This window comes from Oceanospirillum multiglobuliferum, from assembly GCF_900167095.1.
Classification (GTDB): Bacteria; Pseudomonadota; Gammaproteobacteria; order Pseudomonadales; family Halomonadaceae; genus Oceanospirillum; species Oceanospirillum multiglobuliferum.
On sequence record NZ_FUXG01000003.1, the window covers coordinates 130,990 to 148,051 of the forward strand.

The 17,062-nt window shown below is 43.8% G+C and carries 17 protein-coding genes; 12 read left to right on the forward strand and 5 right to left on the reverse strand.

The annotated features are described in order from the left end of the window. Positions 1–42: 42 nt before the first annotated feature. The 10 genes from sufC to B5D26_RS03270 all read left to right on the forward strand — a co-directional run bounded on the left by sufC (position 43) and on the right by B5D26_RS03270 (position 9,725). Positions 43–795: a Fe-S cluster assembly ATPase SufC gene (sufC, locus tag B5D26_RS03225; protein ID WP_078744253.1), complete on the forward strand. Its 753-nt coding sequence runs from the start codon at positions 43–45 to the stop codon at positions 793–795. Next, positions 792–2,102 carry a Fe-S cluster assembly protein SufD gene (gene sufD, locus B5D26_RS03230; RefSeq protein ID WP_139776591.1) on the forward strand — a complete coding sequence of 437 codons (1,311 nt, stop codon included), beginning with the start codon at positions 792–794 and terminating at the stop codon, positions 2,100–2,102. Before sufC ends, sufD begins: the two co-directional genes overlap by 4 nt. Then, the gene (locus tag B5D26_RS03235; protein ID WP_078744254.1) at positions 2,102–3,364 is read left to right on the forward strand and encodes a cysteine desulfurase; all 1,263 of its coding nucleotides are present in this window, start codon (positions 2,102–2,104) and stop codon (positions 3,362–3,364) included. The genes sufD and B5D26_RS03235 overlap by 1 nt, the downstream gene beginning before the upstream one ends. Before the next feature lie 28 nt (positions 3,365–3,392). Further along, entirely contained in the window at positions 3,393–3,938 is a 546-nt protein-coding gene (sufT, locus tag B5D26_RS03240; RefSeq protein ID WP_078744255.1) for a putative Fe-S cluster assembly protein SufT, read from the forward strand. Between the two features lie 34 nt (positions 3,939–3,972). Continuing rightward, positions 3,973–4,293, forward strand: coding sequence for a Rieske (2Fe-2S) protein (locus B5D26_RS03245; RefSeq protein ID WP_078744256.1), 321 nt, complete (start codon positions 3,973–3,975; stop codon positions 4,291–4,293). A 148-nt stretch (positions 4,294–4,441) separates the two neighbouring features. Then, entirely contained in the window at positions 4,442–5,041 is a 600-nt protein-coding gene (locus B5D26_RS03250) for a TetR/AcrR family transcriptional regulator (protein WP_078744257.1), read from the forward strand. A 167-nt stretch (positions 5,042–5,208) separates the two neighbouring features. After that, complete coding sequence (locus B5D26_RS03255) at positions 5,209–6,399, forward strand: NAD(P)/FAD-dependent oxidoreductase (RefSeq protein WP_078744258.1); 1,191 nt, start codon at positions 5,209–5,211, stop codon at positions 6,397–6,399. Between the two features lie 18 nt (positions 6,400–6,417). Then, a complete protein-coding gene (locus B5D26_RS03260) occupies positions 6,418–6,846 on the forward strand; it encodes a DUF1641 domain-containing protein (RefSeq protein WP_078744259.1) in 429 nt (142 codons plus the stop codon). Between the two features lie 133 nt (positions 6,847–6,979). After that, the gene (locus B5D26_RS03265; protein WP_078744260.1) at positions 6,980–7,702 is read left to right on the forward strand and encodes a DsbA family protein; all 723 of its coding nucleotides are present in this window, start codon (positions 6,980–6,982) and stop codon (positions 7,700–7,702) included. Positions 7,703–8,114: 412 nt separating this feature from the next. After that, positions 8,115–9,725, forward strand: coding sequence for a methyl-accepting chemotaxis protein (locus B5D26_RS03270; RefSeq protein WP_159445575.1), 1,611 nt, complete (start codon positions 8,115–8,117; stop codon positions 9,723–9,725). 12 nt (positions 9,726–9,737) lie between these two features. Here the strand turns inward: B5D26_RS03270 and B5D26_RS03275 are convergent, their stop codons facing one another. From B5D26_RS03275 to B5D26_RS03285, 3 genes are all read right to left on the reverse strand, one after another. After that, complete coding sequence (locus B5D26_RS03275) at positions 9,738–10,976, reverse strand: EAL and HDOD domain-containing protein (protein ID WP_159445576.1); 1,239 nt, start codon at positions 10,974–10,976, stop codon at positions 9,738–9,740. Between the two features lie 111 nt (positions 10,977–11,087). Continuing rightward, complete coding sequence (locus tag B5D26_RS03280) at positions 11,088–12,305, reverse strand: EAL and HDOD domain-containing protein (protein WP_078744263.1); 1,218 nt, start codon at positions 12,303–12,305, stop codon at positions 11,088–11,090. A 41-nt stretch (positions 12,306–12,346) separates the two neighbouring features. Continuing rightward, the gene (locus tag B5D26_RS03285) at positions 12,347–12,796 is read right to left on the reverse strand and encodes a hypothetical protein (RefSeq protein WP_078744264.1); all 450 of its coding nucleotides are present in this window, start codon (positions 12,794–12,796) and stop codon (positions 12,347–12,349) included. A gap of 254 nt (positions 12,797–13,050) precedes the next feature. On the opposite strand from B5D26_RS03285, the gene B5D26_RS16025 reads away from it, so the two are divergent. Beyond that, positions 13,051–13,452 (forward strand): hypothetical protein, encoded by a 402-nt coding sequence (locus B5D26_RS16025; RefSeq protein ID WP_139776590.1) that lies wholly within the window; start codon positions 13,051–13,053, stop codon positions 13,450–13,452. Between the two features lie 185 nt (positions 13,453–13,637). Here B5D26_RS16025 and B5D26_RS03295 read toward each other — a convergent pair whose 3' ends face one another. Then, entirely contained in the window at positions 13,638–14,690 is a 1,053-nt protein-coding gene (locus B5D26_RS03295; protein ID WP_159445577.1) for a DUF3549 family protein, read from the reverse strand. Positions 14,691–15,256: 566 nt separating this feature from the next. Here B5D26_RS03295 and yegS point away from each other — a divergent pair. Further along, complete coding sequence (gene yegS / locus B5D26_RS03300) at positions 15,257–16,213, forward strand: lipid kinase YegS (protein WP_078744267.1); 957 nt, start codon at positions 15,257–15,259, stop codon at positions 16,211–16,213. A gap of 33 nt (positions 16,214–16,246) precedes the next feature. On the opposite strand, the gene B5D26_RS03305 is transcribed toward yegS, so the two are convergent. Beyond that, on the reverse strand, positions 16,247–17,053 hold the full coding sequence (locus B5D26_RS03305) for a sensor histidine kinase (protein WP_159445578.1): 807 nt from the start codon (positions 17,051–17,053) through the stop codon (positions 16,247–16,249). Positions 17,054–17,062 lie beyond the last annotated feature (9 nt).

A 17,062-nucleotide genomic window follows, 5' to 3' on the forward strand; every position in this document is an offset into this window, starting at 1 on the left:
GATTTGATGATGGCCAAGCCATCCGACAGAAAAGGTTAAACCATGTTAGAAGTTAAAGATCTGCGTGTAAGTGTTGAAGGCAAAGAGATTTTAAAAGGGCTGAACCTGACCATTAATGCCGGTGAAGTACACGCCATTATGGGCCCTAACGGCGCGGGTAAATCGACGCTGTCGGCCATTATTGCGGGTCGCGAAGGTTATGAGATTACAGGTGGCAGCATCACCTATCTAGGCCAAGACCTATTGGAAATGGACATTGAAGAGCGCGCCCGTGAAGGCCTGCTGTTGGGTTTCCAATATCCGGTTGAGATCCCTGGGGTTAAAAACGTCTATCTACTTAAAGCGGCGTTAAATGCCAAGCGTAAACATCTAGGTTTGCCTGAAATTGAAGCGCCAGAGTTTATGAAACTGGTACGTGAAAAGCTGGCCTTTATGAAGATGGACAACAGCTTTCTGCACCGCTCTGTAAACGAAGGTTTCTCAGGCGGCGAGAAAAAGCGTAATGAAATTCTACAGATGCTGATTCTGGAACCTAAGTTAGCCCTGTTAGACGAGATCGACTCAGGTCTGGACATTGACGCCCTGAAAATTGTCTCTCATGGCGTGAATAGCTTGCGCGATGCAGGTCGCTCTATCGTGATGGTGACACACTATCAGCGTTTGCTGGACTACATTGTGCCCGATCATATCCATGTGCTGTCTGACGGTAAAATCATCAAATCAGGTGATAAGTCTCTGGCGCTGGCGCTTGAAGAGCGCGGTTACGACTGGGTAATCGAGGAGGCGGCTCAATGAGTTTGATGGATTACACCGACCAATGGCTGTCGGTGGTGCAACCACAAATCAGCCAAGGCTCTAGTTGGTTAGCCGATCTGCGCCAAGGTGCGGTAGAGCAGTTTGCCACTCAAGGTTTGCCTCATGCACGCTTAGAGAACTGGAAATATACCGACGTTAAAGCACTGGCCAAGCGTGAGTTTGTTTTGCCTAAAAACGCAGCCACTCAGGCTGATGCGTTAGTGGCTGAGACCAGTTTGGCACTTGATGGTATCCGCTTGGTGTTTGTGAACGGTCTGTTTTCTGCTGCTCACTCACAACTTGATGCCCTGCCAAAAGGTGCAAATGTGTTGCCATTGGCGGACAATGCCAACGTTGCCAAAACCCTATTGGGCCAAGTGGCCGCGGCTAACTTCAGCGGTTTTACGGCGCTGAACTTGGCAGCATGGCAAGATGGTGTGGTGATCGACTTGGCCGCCAACACTGTTGTTGAAATGCCGATCTATCTACAGTTTGTCTCCACTGAGCACACTGACGCTTGCTTGATTCAACCGCGCATTTTGATCAAAGCAGGGGTGTATGCGCAGGCTACGGTTGTGGAGCACTTTGCGGGCGCAGAAGAGGCCGCAAACTTCACCAACGTCGTCACCGAGGTGGATCTGGCCGATGGTGCTCAGATTACCCACTACAAACTCCAGCAAGAAAGTGTGCATCAGTACCACATCGCCAGTTTGCATGTGCAGCAGCAGCGTGACAGCCGCTTCACCTCGCACAATATCTGTTTGGGCGGCAAGTTAGCACGTCAAGATATTCAGGTGGAGCTGAACGCGGAAGGCGCTGAGGTGAACTTGAATGGTTTGTATCTGGGCAATGGTCGTCAGCATCTGGACAACCACACGCTGGTGAACCACAACGCGCCGCACACCAACAGCAACGAAGACTACAAAGGCATCTTAAACGACCGCTCTCGTGGTGTGTTTAATGGCCGTGTGGTGGTGCACAAAAACGCTCAGAAAATTGAAGCACATCAGTCTAATGGTAACTTGTTGTTGTCTGATAAAGCCGAGATCGACACCAAGCCTGAACTGGAAATTTATGCCGATGATGTGAAGTGCTCTCACGGCAGCACCACAGGTCAGTTGGATGAGAATGCGCTGTTTGCTCTACGCTCTCGCGGTTTAGATGAAGCGATGGCGCGCGGCTTATTAACCTTAGCCTTCGCCAATGAAGTGATCGACCGCATTGAAATCCCTGCGGTACATGATCGTATTGAGTTGGCCGTGGCAGGGCGTTTGCCAGAAAAATTCAACCTGAAAGGTTTAGTGTGATGAACGCAAATGTCAAAACACAGCCTCAATTTAACGAAGCTGAACTGGCGCAGCAGATGCGTAATTTGCGGTCAGAGTTCCCTCTGCTGACCCGCACCGTACACGGCAAATCACTGGTTTATTTTGATAACTCCGCTACGGTGCAAAAACCGGACGCGGTGATCGACAGCATGAACCGCTATTACCGTGAGCAGAATGCCAACATCCACCGAGGTGTGCATTATCTGTCTGGTGAAGCGACCGATGCTTATGAAAAAGCCCGTGAGCAAGTGCGCCAGTTTATCAACGCCCGCTCAAGCAAAGAGATCATCTTTGTGCGCGGCACCACCGAAGCGATCAACTTGGTGGCCAACACTTTTGGCCGCCAGTTAAAAGCGGGTGATGAAGTCATTGTTTCTATGATGGAGCACCACGCCAACATCGTCCCTTGGCAGATGCTACGCGATCAGTTGGGTATTGTCTTGAAAGTTGCACCGGTTGATGAAGACGGTGAGCTGGATATGGCCGCGTTTAATGCCCTAATCGGTGAACGCACCAAGCTGATCTCTGTCACCCATATCTCAAATGCACTGGGCACCATTAACCCCGTGAAACAGATTGTGCAGTTGGCGCATCTGCATGAGATTCCTGTGTTGCTAGATGGCGCACAGGCGGTGCCTCACTTGGCGGTGGATGTACAAGATTTAGACTGTGATTTTTACGCCTTCTCAGGCCATAAAATGTACGGCCCAACGGGTGTCGGTATTTTATATGGAAAAGAAGCGCTGTTAGAGCAAATGCCCCCTTGGCAGGGCGGTGGTGACATGATTGATCTGGTCACCTTTGAAAAAACCACCTATGCCGACTTACCTCACAAGTTTGAAGCGGGTACTCCTGCCATTGCTGAAGGTATCGCCCTTGGGGTTGCCGCTGAATGGTTAACCAACGTTGGCTTAGACAAAGTGGCCGCGTGGGAAGATGTGTTGCTGAAGTATGCCACTCAGCAGATGTTAGAAATTCCTGGTATGCGTATCATCGGTAACGCGCAGCACAAAGCAGGGGTTATCTCCTTTGTGATGGACGGTGTGCACGCGCAAGACCTTGGCGTATTGGTGGATCAGTTAGGGGTTGCCATTCGTACTGGTCATCACTGTGCTATGCCGGTGTTACATCACTTCGGTGTTAACGCTACCGCCCGTGCATCATTTGCGCTGTATAACACCAAAGATGAAGTGGACAGCTTTATTGCCGCCATGCACCGTGCACGAGATATGCTGCTGTAACGGCAGCACGCTTTTGGAGAGCCACTGAATGCAAAAAGGCGACAAAATTAATCTGTTGCGAGCTGTTGAAGCGATCTCGATTCCCTTTGGCAAAACCATCACCCTGCCTGAAGGTGGCGAAGTGTCGGTGATGCAAGCCAAGGGGGGTAGTGTCAGCGTCGGTTATGAAGGGCGTTTGTACCTGATCGAAAGCTACAATCTTGACGCCATTGGCGGTGAGGCTAAAGCCCGCCCCACACTGTCGGAAACCGCCACAGCGAAAGAGTTGGAAACCTACGTTTGGGATCAATTACGCACCTGTTACGACCCTGAAATTCCGGTCAATATCGTCGATTTGGGGTTAGTGTACAGCTGTCGTATTGATCAGTTGATCACAGGGGAGACTGTTGTCATCATCAAAATGACCCTAACCGCACCGGGTTGTGGCATGGGTGATGTGATTGCTGAAGACGCACGTCGTAAAATCTTAGGCGCACCGCAAGTCTCCAAAGTGATCACCGACATCGTGTTTGACCCGCCTTGGAGTCGCGACATGATGACCGAAGATGCCCAACTTGCCACAGGCATGTTCTAGCCCCTATCACCCCTTAAGCTAATAGGATTAAACAATGGCTTGGATAAAAGTCGATGCCGCCGCCGCAATTGCAGAAGGCGAATATCAACTGGTGACCACCGAAGATGACGTCGAGCTACTGATCGCCAATGTCGATGGTGAGTTTCACGCGATCGAGAATATGTGCAGCCATGACCGTGGCTCACTGGAAGGTGGTTGTATTGAAGATGGTGAAATTGTCTGCCCAAGACATGGCGCACGTTTTTGCCTGCGTACAGGTGAGGTGACCGCTCCACCCGCTTACGAAGATGTCGACGTCTATCCGGTACGGATCGTGGATGGCGTAGTAGAAGTGAGTGATGAGCCAGCAGACTAAGCTGGCTTTTTGCTCTTGAGTGTTTGCTTGCAAAATCTTCCGATGCTTTAGATTCAACTCTGTGCCATGACTAATATTTCGTAATAGAAAGAGCATGTTACAATTAACCTTAGTATTAATGCATATTTAACAGTACGAGAAATAAAGCATGACATTATCGGAGCCATCTTGTTTTTTTAGCGCACTTCCTCCACGGCAAGCTAAAACACTGGAAACGTCATTACACCTCTTTACCACTAGGGGATTCTTTAAGACTTCTGTACATGATATTTCCAACTTGGCAGAAGTTTCTGTTGGCTTCATCTATCACCACTTCAAAGACAAGGAAGGTATAGCACAAGCGCTATACAATATTTTGTTGCAGCGTATGAATGAGCTGATTGATGACATAGAGGCTCAATATTCAACATGCAAAGAGCGCTGCTATGCCATTATTCAGGCATTATTCAAGCTTACAGAGCAGGAACCTGAGGCGATGCAGTTTATTATTCATGCCCGCCATAAAGAATTCCTGCCGAATGAAAAATCTATTTGTTCAGCGTCAGCATTCGTGCGTATGCGCGCACTTGTTTTTCAAGGTATTGAAAATAAAGAAATTCGTCCAATGGACCCTCTAGTTGCCGCTATGATCGTATATGGTGGTGCTATTCGTATGATTTGCCTGCGGTTAGATGGCGTCATCGAAACCTCACTTGAAACTCTTGCAGATGATCTATGGTTGAACACTTGGTCTGGGCTTGACCCATAATTTTTTCTAACCTATGATCAAAACGAATGCTCGTTCTGTTTTTTGCATCTTTCATAGATAACAGCGAGCATTTTTAAAACCCAAATAACAGAACGATCGTTCGTTCTGTTATTTGGGTTTTAAAGCCAGTTGGTATAACAAATACAACAACTTAAGGAGCCTGCTGCATGGCTAAAAAAATCTTGATCATTGGCGGTGGTATTGGCGGCACAATGACGGCTAACCATTTGGTTAGTAAGCTTTACCCTGAAATAAGTAGTAATAAAGTGGAGGTGTCTCTACTGTCAAATTCTCCATGGCATTACTACAAACCTGCATTCATGTATGTGGCATTCAATAAGTTCTTCAAAAATGAACTGCGTAGACCTCAGCAAAGCCTACTAAGACCAGAAATTAATTTTATCGTTGATCAAGTTGATGCATTCGAATTTGCAGCCTCTCGAGTGCGTTGTTCAAGTGGGAAATTCTATGACTACGATTATTTAGTGATCTCTACTGGTTGTATCCCGTCACCTGAGCGCATTGAAGGCTTGAAAGAAGCAGGCGACCATTTCTACCAATATGCACCTGCAAAATCACTGGCTGAGAAATTGACAACCATTGAAAAGGGCAGAATATTTATCACGGTTAACTTCCCTAAAACGCCAAACGTTCCTCACCAGTGCGGTATTGCGCCTATCGAAACCACTCTAATGCTAGACGATTTACTGCGTAAGAGAGGCGTGCGAGACAAGGTTGAAATTGTTTACACCTACCCTACCGTAGCTCAGTTGATGCGTAACTGTTTGTTCTTACAAAAAGATACTTGCGAAGTTTTACCTTCAATTTTTGAACAAAGAAATATTCAATATCAACGTGGTTTTTCATTGGCTCGTGTCGACCCTGATAAGAAAATTGCATATTCAGAAGAGGGTAAATCTGAAAATTTCGACATCTTAATGGCGACACCACCAATACGCGCAGTTGACGCAGTTTTAAATTCAGGTGTGTCTCAAGCTGAGAATAACGAAGGTTGGTTGCCTACCAACCATGAAACAATGGAAGTATACGGCCTCAAGAATGTTTTTGTTTTGGGTGATACCGTCGACCTTCCTGTCAGTAAAGCAGGTGGTTCATGCCACAGCCAATCTCCAGTAATCGTAAACAATATTGCCTCTCATATTCGACTTGGCCGACTGTGTGATCAGTACGACGGCAGGGTTGTCGCTATTGCCCAAATGGGCTTAGAAGATGGCATGCCTCTTTGGTATGACTATGAATCAGATGTGAAGCCAACTCCCCCTAATAAGCTTGGTGGTTTGATGAGAAAAAGCTTCAACAGAGGGGTTTATTGGTCTGTCGCACGTGGCCTTGTTTAACTGATTGAGAGAGTAACTATGAACACAACAAATACAAGTATTGATGGCGCTATCGAGCCTCAGCCAACAACCTTACTCTCAAATCCTAATGCACAGGAAGGGTTAGAAGAGTTAATACAAAAGCTGGAGCCTTTACTAGCAGGGCGCCGTTTAAATCGAATCGTAGATCTCATGTCAGTAGTCGCTGATGTTGTAGATATGACTGATGATTATATGGTTGAGAAACTGTGTAAGGTCTACGAAGAGGCCATAGGTACGGCTTGGACAGTAGGCAATATTGCTCGTATGGCTGGCAACGACGTAAGGCAAATGGATGAGCCGCCAACGGCATGGGAGCTTATAAAAACATCGAAAGATCCTGATGTACGCAGGGGTATTGCCTTTATGTTTATGATGGCAAAAGGTATTGGCAAACAAATGAATCATCCATTACCTGATGATGATTAAAAACTAAGGCTTTTGCTGAGAGATATTGTATTCCCAATCAGAGTAAGCCTATGTGCTTTAGATTAAGCATATTAGCTTATTCTACTTGCGCCCTAAGGATGGGGCTTTTTTATATTAATACAAAGAGATTTTCATGAGCAGTCAAATACTATATGTTACAGATCCACTTTGCCTCTGGTGCTATGGTATGGCGCCTGATCTTGAAGCGTTCTATGCTACGCTACCCTCAGATATTTATTGTGAAACAATAAATGGTGGTTTATTTCCTGCCAAAAATGCTCGTGTTGCAGATAAAAGTTTTAGAAACTATCTAAAGGGTGCAGCTCAGCAGGTTACTGAATATACAGGTCAAATATTTGGTGATTCATTCTGGTCATTGCTAGAAACGCCTAATTTCCGTTATGACACCGAACCTAGTGCAAGAGCATCTGTTGCCATAAAACACCTTTTGAATGAAGCTTCTATGCGGTCTTTTATTCATGATCTACAGCGGGCGGTGTTTATAGAAGGTAAAAACCCTAATGACACAGAAGTGCTGGCTGATATAGCAGTGCAGCAAGGTGCTGATAGAGAGGGCTTTGTAACGCTATTCAATGATTCAAAAAATACTATTGAAACACATAAAGAATATATGCAGGCAAAGCAAATAGGTGTGACGGGTTTTCCTGCTGTTATTTATATTGCCAATAATAAAGGATACAGCTTGGCAACAGGTTATAGTAGAAAAGATATGTTAATTAATAATCTACTTTGGGCTAGAAAAGAAGCTGGACAAACCCCTATAGATATTAATAAGGATTTGTTTAGAAAAAATAGTGCAACATTAAGCTGTGATAGCAATGGCTGTTCAGTATAGATGGTTTATAAGAAATATAAAATGCCAAGTATAAGATGATATTGCTCTGGTTTAGCCCATATTATTGGAAAATAAAATCCAAGCAGAGATCTTGCTACCCTCGCCCTTAGGTTAGCCAAGCCGTTGTTTGGAGAACTTAAAAATGCGTTTCATAGAGCCATTTGTTGAAGATGATGTAGCAAATTTAACGGATAGTTATCGTTGGTCAGGTAAGCTGATAGTCTCTATAGATCAAATTACACTTGTTTCTAGTTTGGTCGCTGTGAAAAGTATATGGAATATTTATGCCAATTTTTCAAGGTAATACATGGCTTATAAAACATGGATATTGAAATGTTTATTTCAATAATGGCGATAGTATCGCTGGTTTTGTATAAGTGGTTAATGCCTATAAGGTATTATAAGGATGAATATGAAAAAATATCAAATTAAAAAGCAAATTAACATCCTTGTTTCTGTTCTACTTTCAAGTGTGCTTCTATCTTTGCTTGGTATGTACGAGCTGAAGAAAACAGGTACACTCACCCATTTTGAGCGAGAGCATTTAGAAGGATATTATTTAACAAAACAAAAAATAGATAATCTTAGATTGTTAAGTAAGGAAGGTAAGTCTATCACGCCAGACTTTCTAAGTAATAAAGCTTCTGTTGAAAATAGGCAAGATCTAGGTCTTTTCCAAACTATAGAGCTTATGAAGGAGCAGGCTGAAAACTGTCTTGATATTGTTTATCCACCAGAGGAAGTGTTGTTTAATATATTAGGATATGGTGAGGCGTTGGATTTATGCCGAAGTGAAGTAGTCGAAAGTAACAAGTTGATAGCTATTTTAGAAAGGTACTCAACTAATGAAATTTCTGTTTCTGAATTTCTAAAGCTTAGCGAGACAATATTACAAAAGAATCAGTTTAATTCTGTAAGGTTTTCTATATTGGTTCCAGAGGTACAGTCTATAGTTAATTATATGATGTTTTCTCTGGTTATAATTATCAGTATAGTTACAATTTTCTTGTTCTCATCTTTTTCAAGAATGTTGAAATTGAATTTAGATATTCTATGTCAAGGTATTATTGAAATAAGTAGTAATAAATTATTGAGCTGGAAATTTAATACTGTTGGTAATAATGAAGTGTCTACTGTCGCAAGAAATATTGAAACCATGCTGGATCAATATGCAGCTATGATCAGTCAGATACACAATTCAGCAGAAACTATACGGGCAAGTTCTCGCCAGCTTAGTATCAACTCTCAAGAAAATGTGCGCCGCATTAGCGAACAGGTACTGAGTACTGAACAGGCAGCGACTGCAGCTAATGAAATAGCCGTCACAATACAAGATATTTCTAATAATAGTGATGCGGCGGCAACAGCATCTCAACGTTCTCAAAAGCATGCGAAAACAGGTAATCACTTAGTTAAAGAGGCGGAAGATAATATTCGTATGCTTAATGAGAGTATTGAAGAAGCCAGTTTAGCCGTACAAGCCTTGGCTAAGCGAGGGGATGATATTAGCGGTATTTCTGACGTTATTTTGAGTATTGCAGACCAGACAAACTTGCTTGCGCTCAATGCTGCAATCGAGGCGGCAAGAGCAGGAGAGCATGGCAGAGGCTTCGCTGTTGTGGCGGGTGAAGTACGAGACTTGGCCTCAAGAACCCAAAAAAGCACTGAAGAAATAAGAGGGTTAGTAGAGTCTTTTCAAAATAGTGCCAATCAAGCAATTCAGCTGATGTTAGAAAGTAAAGAGAAATCTAATATGACACTAAACATCACTTTGAATGCAGGACAGGAGCTGGCGACTATTACGGATATGTCTAACCAAACTTCAGACTTAAGCTATCAAGTGGCCTCTGCCATTGAGGAGCAAGCAACTGCGGTAGAGGAGGTTAGTAAAAGTATTACTGAGATAGGGCAAGCAACAGAAGAACTAGATCACAGTTCAAAAGCAACCAATCAAACTGCTACAGATATGGCAGAGGTTGCCGTGAAATTACACGGTTTAGTCAGTCAGTTTAAGGTCAAATAAGCCAGATTGGCTTCATAATAGGGTGCCCAGCCCCATCTGTTGATACACTTCGTCAGCCCACTCAATAGACTGTATAAACAGTGTGTTCACTTCTGGTTTATACCAACGAGATTTTTCCATTGCGTCCCAGTCGCCTTTTTCGTAAGCAATGACTAGACGTAGTACTTCACCCAAGGTGCCGCGTCCTTTAAAGGCTTCAGTGATAATAGATTCAACCTTAAGCTGGCTGATCATTTCATTGAAGTCCATACCCAAAGCAATATGTAGGCTAGACAGTACACCAACCGTAAAGCTCGTTTTAGCCTCAGGTAATTTATAGTGTTGAGTAATAGCCTCACAAGCTTTGGCTCGAACTAAAATTGTGGGTAGCTGAGAGCTGGCTTTGAATGGACTTTTACTCCACAGCAGCAAACTGACCATTGAGCGTAAACGCTCTTGCCCTAGTAGCATCACGGCTTGGTGAATACTGGTGATCTCTTTGTTAAACATATAGCCCGCTGAGTTGATATGTCTTAGCAGGCGATAGGTTAAACCGGGGTCACGAATTACAGTGTCAACCAGTTGATCTATGTCGGGGGCTTCTTGGTATAGCTGCTGTATTAGATCCATCAACACTTGCTGATTGCTGTGTGCACGACTGCCACGAAAGATACGGGGACGTGAGAGGAAGAAACCTTGGAAGTAATCAAAGCCCATCTCTTCTAGATCTTTAAACTCTTGCCATGTTTCGATTTTTTCAGCGACAAGCTTTACTGGATAAGCTTTTAATTCAGCAACTAATTTGGCCAGCTCATCTTTGCTGTATTGATGGGTGTCGAGTTTGATCCACTTAGCATACTGGATCAGCGGATGAGTTTCTTGGGTGAGGGTAAAGTCATCTAAGGCGATGGTGTAACCTTTGGCGGAGAGTTGCTCAAGGGCCTTAAACACCTTTTCATTCGGTACGGTGTCTTCAAGAATCTCTAAGATGACTTTACTGGTGACTTCTGGAAATAACTCGGGACGTTCTAACCAAAACTGTGGCACGTTCAGTGAGATCGGAAAACCAGAACCTAAGTGCGCAGCGCCTAAGTCGAGCAAAGCCAAAGAGTAGACACGCGCACTAGCCTCAACCGGATCGTCAAATTGCGCTACCTGAGCGTAATTACTTTGCCGATAAAGTAGCTCGTAGCCGACTAAGTTAAGCTCTCTATCTGCTATGGCTTGTCTAGCTAGGCAAAAGGCATCACTGGTTAAGCTCTGTGCAATCACCGTATTCTCCAAAGTAAATTAAGCCGTTATTCTAGGTAATTAAAGTATTAATGCCTAGCAAAGCTTGTGGAATAAATAAAAACTAACTAATATTCCAGATGTCTTTTATAGTTAATGCTCAGTCATATTGTCTTCGGTCTGGTTAGCCCAATCTAACGCTTTGCTCATCAGAATAGGTAACTCTGCACAGTAAAGTGGATGAGCCTCTAACGCTTCCCACTCAGCTCGCTCCCAATGTCGAACGCAGTTTAATAACTCAGCCAAACTACCTTTGCTATGAAGCAGTGCTTCGGACATATCTGGTGAAAGAGGGAGGTTACTTAGAAGTTTAGGCAAGGGTTGGCCTAAGGCAACATCTAATAAAGATAAAAAACCTAAAGTGAAAGAACGATCAACAGGCTTCATTCCATGATGTCGCGCAAGTAGTTCGCAAGCTTTAGCGCGAGTCAGCAGTAAGGGCAGTACGGTATATACGTTATTACTATTTCTAGCCCACATTAAAATGCATATCACCGTTCTCAGGGTTTCCATCCCCATATAAACAACCGCTTGGTGCATGCTGTCAATGCTGTTGGGTAAGTTGTACATTGCTGAGTTTACATACTTCATCAGCCGATAATAAAGGGCAGGTTCTTGGCTGATATAGTGCTCGATCTGTTCAACACTACTGCTTTCATCAAAAAGCAGTGTCATCAGCTTAGCTAATATCAATTGATTAGCCCCAGAGGCTTGTGGTGCTAAGTTTTCAGGACGTGCTAAGAAGAAGCCTTGATAGTAATCAAACCCCATCTGTTTGAGCTGTTCAAAGTTTGTCCAGTTCTCTATTTTCTCTGCGAGTGTTTTAACAGGATACTGTAACAGTGATGTTTTAACCTTTCTGATAGTACTGAGTGACTGGTTTAAGGTCTCCACAATTACGATATCAACCACGGTTAGTAAGCTTGTTCTGGGGTCATTTAACTTATAATCATCTAAGGCTATTAGAAAACCTTTGGCACGAATGCGTTGCAGGTTACTACACAGCGTTTCGTCTACCACAATATCGGTGGGCACTTGTAATACTATGCGCTGGCGAATTTTTGCAGAGGGCAGTAATTCTGGGTGTTTAAACCACTCACTACTCATATTAATGTAGATTGGTTGCTTGGATGCAACATGATCTAGTCCAAAGTCGAGCAAGGCCAAACTGGTGACCCGTGCCGTTGCCTCATGAGGATTGCTGATAATGGCGCTGATATCTTCTGAGTTTGCACGATATAGGAGTTCGTAGCCCACCAGCTGAAGTGTTTCGTCGCAGATGGCTTGACGGGCTATACAAAAGTGATCCATCTATTAAACTCCCTTTTATTATTGGTATCGCATGCAATTGGTTAAACAGTTCGGTACTGATTTTGGAACTGTTTGATCTGTGCCAATTGCTTGCTGAGGTGCTGATGTAGCTCTGTAAGTGTCTGCGTAATTACTTCTGGGTAGTCGTAACTTTGACAACGTGCAGTCAACGCAATCAGTTGACGCTCCTGTTCTGCCCGCTCACGCAGTAATAAAGGCAGCTCATCCATCACTAAGCTTTTTAATTTGCTCCACAAGTGGTTGAAGTCTTCTCGCTCAGTGTCTGCTGCTCTAGGTAGCAACCTCAACTCTAGGCGTGCATTTTCTTCCAATTGATTCAACAGCTGGTTTCTATAGTTCATTGCACCATTAAATTCTTCTGCGATATCAGAATGGTGCACTCTTTGTAGATTATCTTGATAGTCATCCAGTGACTCATGCAGCATCTCGATGAGCTCTGACAGGGCTGCTTGTGATTCATCTAACAGCATAGATCGGCCTCAGAAGAGTGTTTGTTTGGCACATTATGGCCTGAAAACAGACTTGCTTCTATGGCTTAGGGTTGATGTTTAATTTTAAATATTTTAACTGGTATGTGAATTGCTAACCTAACGTAACAGCATGTTTGCTGAGATATGGAACATAAAACCAAAGGGAGTCGGTCTTAAAATAATAAATATAACAGTCATGTTGATCTCTTAGCATGGTACTTAAGTGGGCTGTAGCGATTGAATTAGGTGATAAAATGTCGATGTTAGAGAATAAATATTCTGCAACTCAAGGGACTAGTAGATTAGTAGAGAGAAGACGTTACAATTATTTTTTGCTGGTGCTCCCCGTTTTTTTTATTTTTCCCTTAGCGTTATTTTCCCTGCAAGAATGGTGGCAGGTTTGGACGCAAAGCTCTGTAACCCCCAGCAGTCTTGGCATGGAGCGTTTTAGTGATGGTATCTGGGCACCACGTTTGACATTAGCTTACGCATGGACGGCTTTTGTACAAGGACTGAGCTGGCTTGGATTTGTGGGTTTTGTGGTGGCGGGTTATCTACTTAACAAAGGCAGCTTGATTCGCATCGGTTATGTGCTATTCGCGGCCAGTTTTCTATTGCAGTGGCAGCTTCCGGATTATTTTGCAGCTGTAAGTTAAATTGGCTGGGAGCTAAGGTAGTCTCTGTGTCTATAAGCATTAAAACAGGACTGATTTTCTCTTCTACTGTTACCTCTATCGCCAATAGAAAAGTGACATCTCAGCAACAGAGTGTAGGCTTAGGTAACGTTAGTTAAAAATGGCGCTAATAGGTTAACGCCATTTTCTGTTAATAATACAATGAGTTAACCGTTCATTAGCATACCAATTGCTTGACCTAGCGCTTCGCTACGCTCTGGATTTCGGAACTGTGCAATGATTAATGTGCGCAAGCCAGGAATAAATATAAGATCGCGTACAATTTTGTTAAATGCATCTTGTCCGATATCACAGATTGCAAGTTTTTCTAGATAAAGCGCCAAAGTTGAAGGCTCTTCTAATGCATCCCAAGCTCTAGCTGCAATAACGGTTAATACTTCAATGTCTGCTGCATGTGGACCATTCAATGCGGCTAAAATGAGTGCTGTTTTAATACCTTTGGCTTGAGTATGGCTTAATCCCCGAATTGCTGAAGCTAAGCTGATACTATCGGCCTCTGGGTCAGTTGTTAAAGGCATGGCGCGCTCTGAAATAGCGGCAGCCAGATGATGATCAATCACTTCGTTTTCTAAACAGCGACAAAGTGCGCTAAAAGGGATCTCGGGAAAGTTAGCAATCTGTTGGCTTAAGCTTTTACTGTTATCTTGCTTTTCTAATCGAGCGCAGAAATCAGCAATGCCTTGAAGGCCGATATCCTCCCAGTCGTCTTTATCTCTTTGCCCTGTGAAATATTCTTCAGCCTGATCATGAAAGCGCGAGGCTGGTTGCCCTAAGGCCAGTTTTGCTTTGGCATTGAAAACCGCAATTCGCTCTTGATCAGGTGTGAAAGCTAGAGGATTGTCTTTCATCAAGTTATGGGCAGGGCTTTCAGTGTCCTCGTTCACGCTTTTGGCGCTTTGCCCAACAGTTTCTAATAAACGCTTTAAAAAGCCATCCCTTGCTGCTTGGATGATAAAACCTTGCTCATCAAGCGGAAACTGTAAAAACCAGATGTAGTGATTTTCAGGGGCCTGTGGATACCAGAATAAAATACCTAAGCGTGCGTGATACATGTAAGGTTGGGGATAAGGTATTTCGCACTGTTCAAATCTGGAGAAGCTTTGCGCTGACACAACTGAAACTCGTCTTCCCATATCGAAGATACGAATGTTGGCACCGGTTCTATTTAAGAAGTCGGTCAGAGTATGAATGTCGGACATTGATCTTCCCATTGTCTATCTATTGTGAGGGTCTGCATTCAGGTTTTTGTGCGGACAACTATATGCATCGCAGAGTAACGGTTTTGGCTGAAATTCTCCAGTTGATCTACGCTAAGCTTAGCTAGCTGTACAAAAAACAGTCAGTCCTTCTAAAGCGGTGCGCTGGGCTACTCCCAATGAGTTGTCCATAAATTATCCACAGCTGTTTTCAATGTTGCTGTGCATAATTAAAGTTGCGATCTGTTTAGAATAAAGGAGTCTGCAATACAGTTAATTTCTTTTGAATTTAAAGATCCTGACGAGAAAAAGTTATTAAAACAGTAAGTTGAAGTGTTTTTATATACAGTTGTTTTGTGGGGTATGCTAATCGAATAGCGCTGCCAAACTGAACAAACTAAAGGCCAGTAAGTGCTACTCACAGTAAACTCCCTGCATAACCTCAGTTTATACACAGCTTGTTAATGATATATGTTTTTGTCACTAGAGTGTGGATAACAGTCGTGGCATTATTTGCTACTGAGTTGAAGTACCCTTTATTGATAAGGTTTGCGGTCATTAGGTGAAATATGAGTCATTCGGTACATCAAGAGGCACTGAAACATCACATCAGAATTATTTTGCATGGAAAAGAAGCGCAAAATGTTGCCATTCGTGATGCCGTACGTTTATTGCGTGATCACCGTTATAAAATTGATGTACGTGTGACTTGGGAAGAAGGTGATGCACGGCGCCTAGCTCGAGAGGCGCGCCAGCTGGGTATTGATACGGTGGTGGCGGCTGGAGGCGATGGCACAATCAATGAGGTGGTCAATGGGCTGATGTCTGGTGATTTACGTTTACCTATGCCCTCGTTAGGTGTAATTCCTTTAGGCACTGCCAATGACTTTGCCCAAGCTTGTCGTATCCCTTTAGCACCGTTAGAAGCTTTATTGTTGATTACCGAGTTGCCCGCAGTACCTATTGATATTGGTAAAGTAGACGGCCATTTTTTTATTAACATGGCAACGGGCGGTTTTGGTACGCAGATTACCTCCTCTACATCAGAAGAGCTTAAACGCGCTTTGGGTGGCGTGGCTTATTTTCTAACAGGTATGACCCAGTTTACCAGTATCTCTGCTGTTGAAGGGGCGATCACTGCGCCTGATTTTGAATGGCGAGGCCGCTTTTTGGTTTTAGGCGTGGGTAATGGTCGTCAAGCAGGAGGAGGGCATCAGCTTTGCCCCGATGCGCTGTTAGATGATGGCTTGCTCGATTTAACAATTTTGCCTCAGTCTGACCAGTCAACATTAGCCGATACAATGCAGTATTTGATTTTAGATGGTGGCGATGCGTTGCAACGAGCAATGATTCACAAGCGCGTGCCTTGGTTAGAAATCAGTGCAACACAGTTGTTAAATATTAACTTAGATGGTGAGCCTATATCAGGGCAGCACTTTAGGTTTGAATCATTCTCAGGGACTTTGAAGATGCACCTGCCCCGACACTCTCCGGTGTTAACTAAAAACAGTGAGGCAGTTTATTAACTTAAACCATGTTAATAAGGGGGTAGACTGCATTTAGTTGATTTGGTGACGTAAGTTGAGCTTAAAACTAGCACCATGTTCGACGGGTAAATACAGAATATCGCCCTGTAAGCGTTGCTGCATCAACTCTCGAATGATCGATAGCCCAAGCCCAGTACCACCGCTGCCGCGACGAGTCGTAAAAAAAGGCTCGAATATTTTAGGTGCATTTTCTGCGCTAATTCCTTTACCGTTATCGCAGTAAAGGATTTCAACCTTGTCACCTGTTCGAGAACAACTGATCTCAATTTTACCTTGTAGCGGTTGTGCGCACTTTTCATCAAAACCGTGGCGTACTGAGTTCATTACCAGATTGTTGATTACTTGTGTCAGTGCGCCAGCATCACTATAAAGTTCAATCTCTTCAGCACCGATGATTTTAATCTCACCAATACAACGTTTAGTTTCATGGCGCAGGCTACGCATCACATCATGTATGAGTTCTGATAATTTAAAGCGACTCTTCTCAACCACTGATTGATTGGATGCAATCGTTTTAAAACTTTGAATCAGTTGAGCAGCACGTTGTAAATTTTTCTCTAGTAAGGCACTGACATCATCACAGCTTTCTAGAAATTCCGTGAGTTTTTGCTCGGTCAACTCACCGCTCTTAAATTGTTGATCGAAGTCGGCCAACTCGTTGCGTAAAAAACTTAAGCTCGTTATGCAAACTCCTAAAGGTGTATTCACCTCATGGGTAACACCGGGCACCATCGCACCGATGGAAGCCAAAGCCTCTTGTGCGATCATTTGCTGCTTGAGTCGTTCAATATCAGCTATTGAAGGTGTTTGCTCGGTCATCTTCCCCCC

Coding starts and splice junctions, on each gene's coding strand:
- sufC (WP_078744253.1), top strand. CDS start 43: ATGTTAGAAGTTAAAGATCTGCGTGTAAGTGTTGAAGGCAAAGAGATT.
- sufD (WP_139776591.1), top strand. CDS start 792: ATGAGTTTGATGGATTACACCGACCAATGGCTGTCGGTGGTGCAACCA.
- B5D26_RS03235 (WP_078744254.1), top strand. CDS start 2,102: ATGAACGCAAATGTCAAAACACAGCCTCAATTTAACGAAGCTGAACTG.
- sufT (WP_078744255.1), top strand. CDS start 3,393: ATGCAAAAAGGCGACAAAATTAATCTGTTGCGAGCTGTTGAAGCGATC.
- B5D26_RS03245 (WP_078744256.1), top strand. CDS start 3,973: ATGGCTTGGATAAAAGTCGATGCCGCCGCCGCAATTGCAGAAGGCGAA.
- B5D26_RS03250 (WP_078744257.1), top strand. CDS start 4,442: ATGACATTATCGGAGCCATCTTGTTTTTTTAGCGCACTTCCTCCACGG.
- B5D26_RS03255 (WP_078744258.1), top strand. CDS start 5,209: ATGGCTAAAAAAATCTTGATCATTGGCGGTGGTATTGGCGGCACAATG.
- B5D26_RS03260 (WP_078744259.1), top strand. CDS start 6,418: ATGAACACAACAAATACAAGTATTGATGGCGCTATCGAGCCTCAGCCA.
- B5D26_RS03265 (WP_078744260.1), top strand. CDS start 6,980: ATGAGCAGTCAAATACTATATGTTACAGATCCACTTTGCCTCTGGTGC.
- B5D26_RS03270 (WP_159445575.1), top strand. CDS start 8,115: ATGAAAAAATATCAAATTAAAAAGCAAATTAACATCCTTGTTTCTGTT.
- B5D26_RS03280 (WP_078744263.1), bottom strand. CDS start 12,305: ATGGATCACTTTTGTATAGCCCGTCAAGCCATCTGCGACGAAACACTT.
- B5D26_RS03285 (WP_078744264.1), bottom strand. CDS start 12,796: ATGCTGTTAGATGAATCACAAGCAGCCCTGTCAGAGCTCATCGAGATG.
- B5D26_RS16025 (WP_139776590.1), top strand. CDS start 13,051: ATGTCGATGTTAGAGAATAAATATTCTGCAACTCAAGGGACTAGTAGA.
- B5D26_RS03295 (WP_159445577.1), bottom strand. CDS start 14,690: ATGTCCGACATTCATACTCTGACCGACTTCTTAAATAGAACCGGTGCC.
- yegS (WP_078744267.1), top strand. CDS start 15,257: ATGAGTCATTCGGTACATCAAGAGGCACTGAAACATCACATCAGAATT.
- B5D26_RS03305 (WP_159445578.1), bottom strand. CDS start 17,053: ATGACCGAGCAAACACCTTCAATAGCTGATATTGAACGACTCAAGCAG.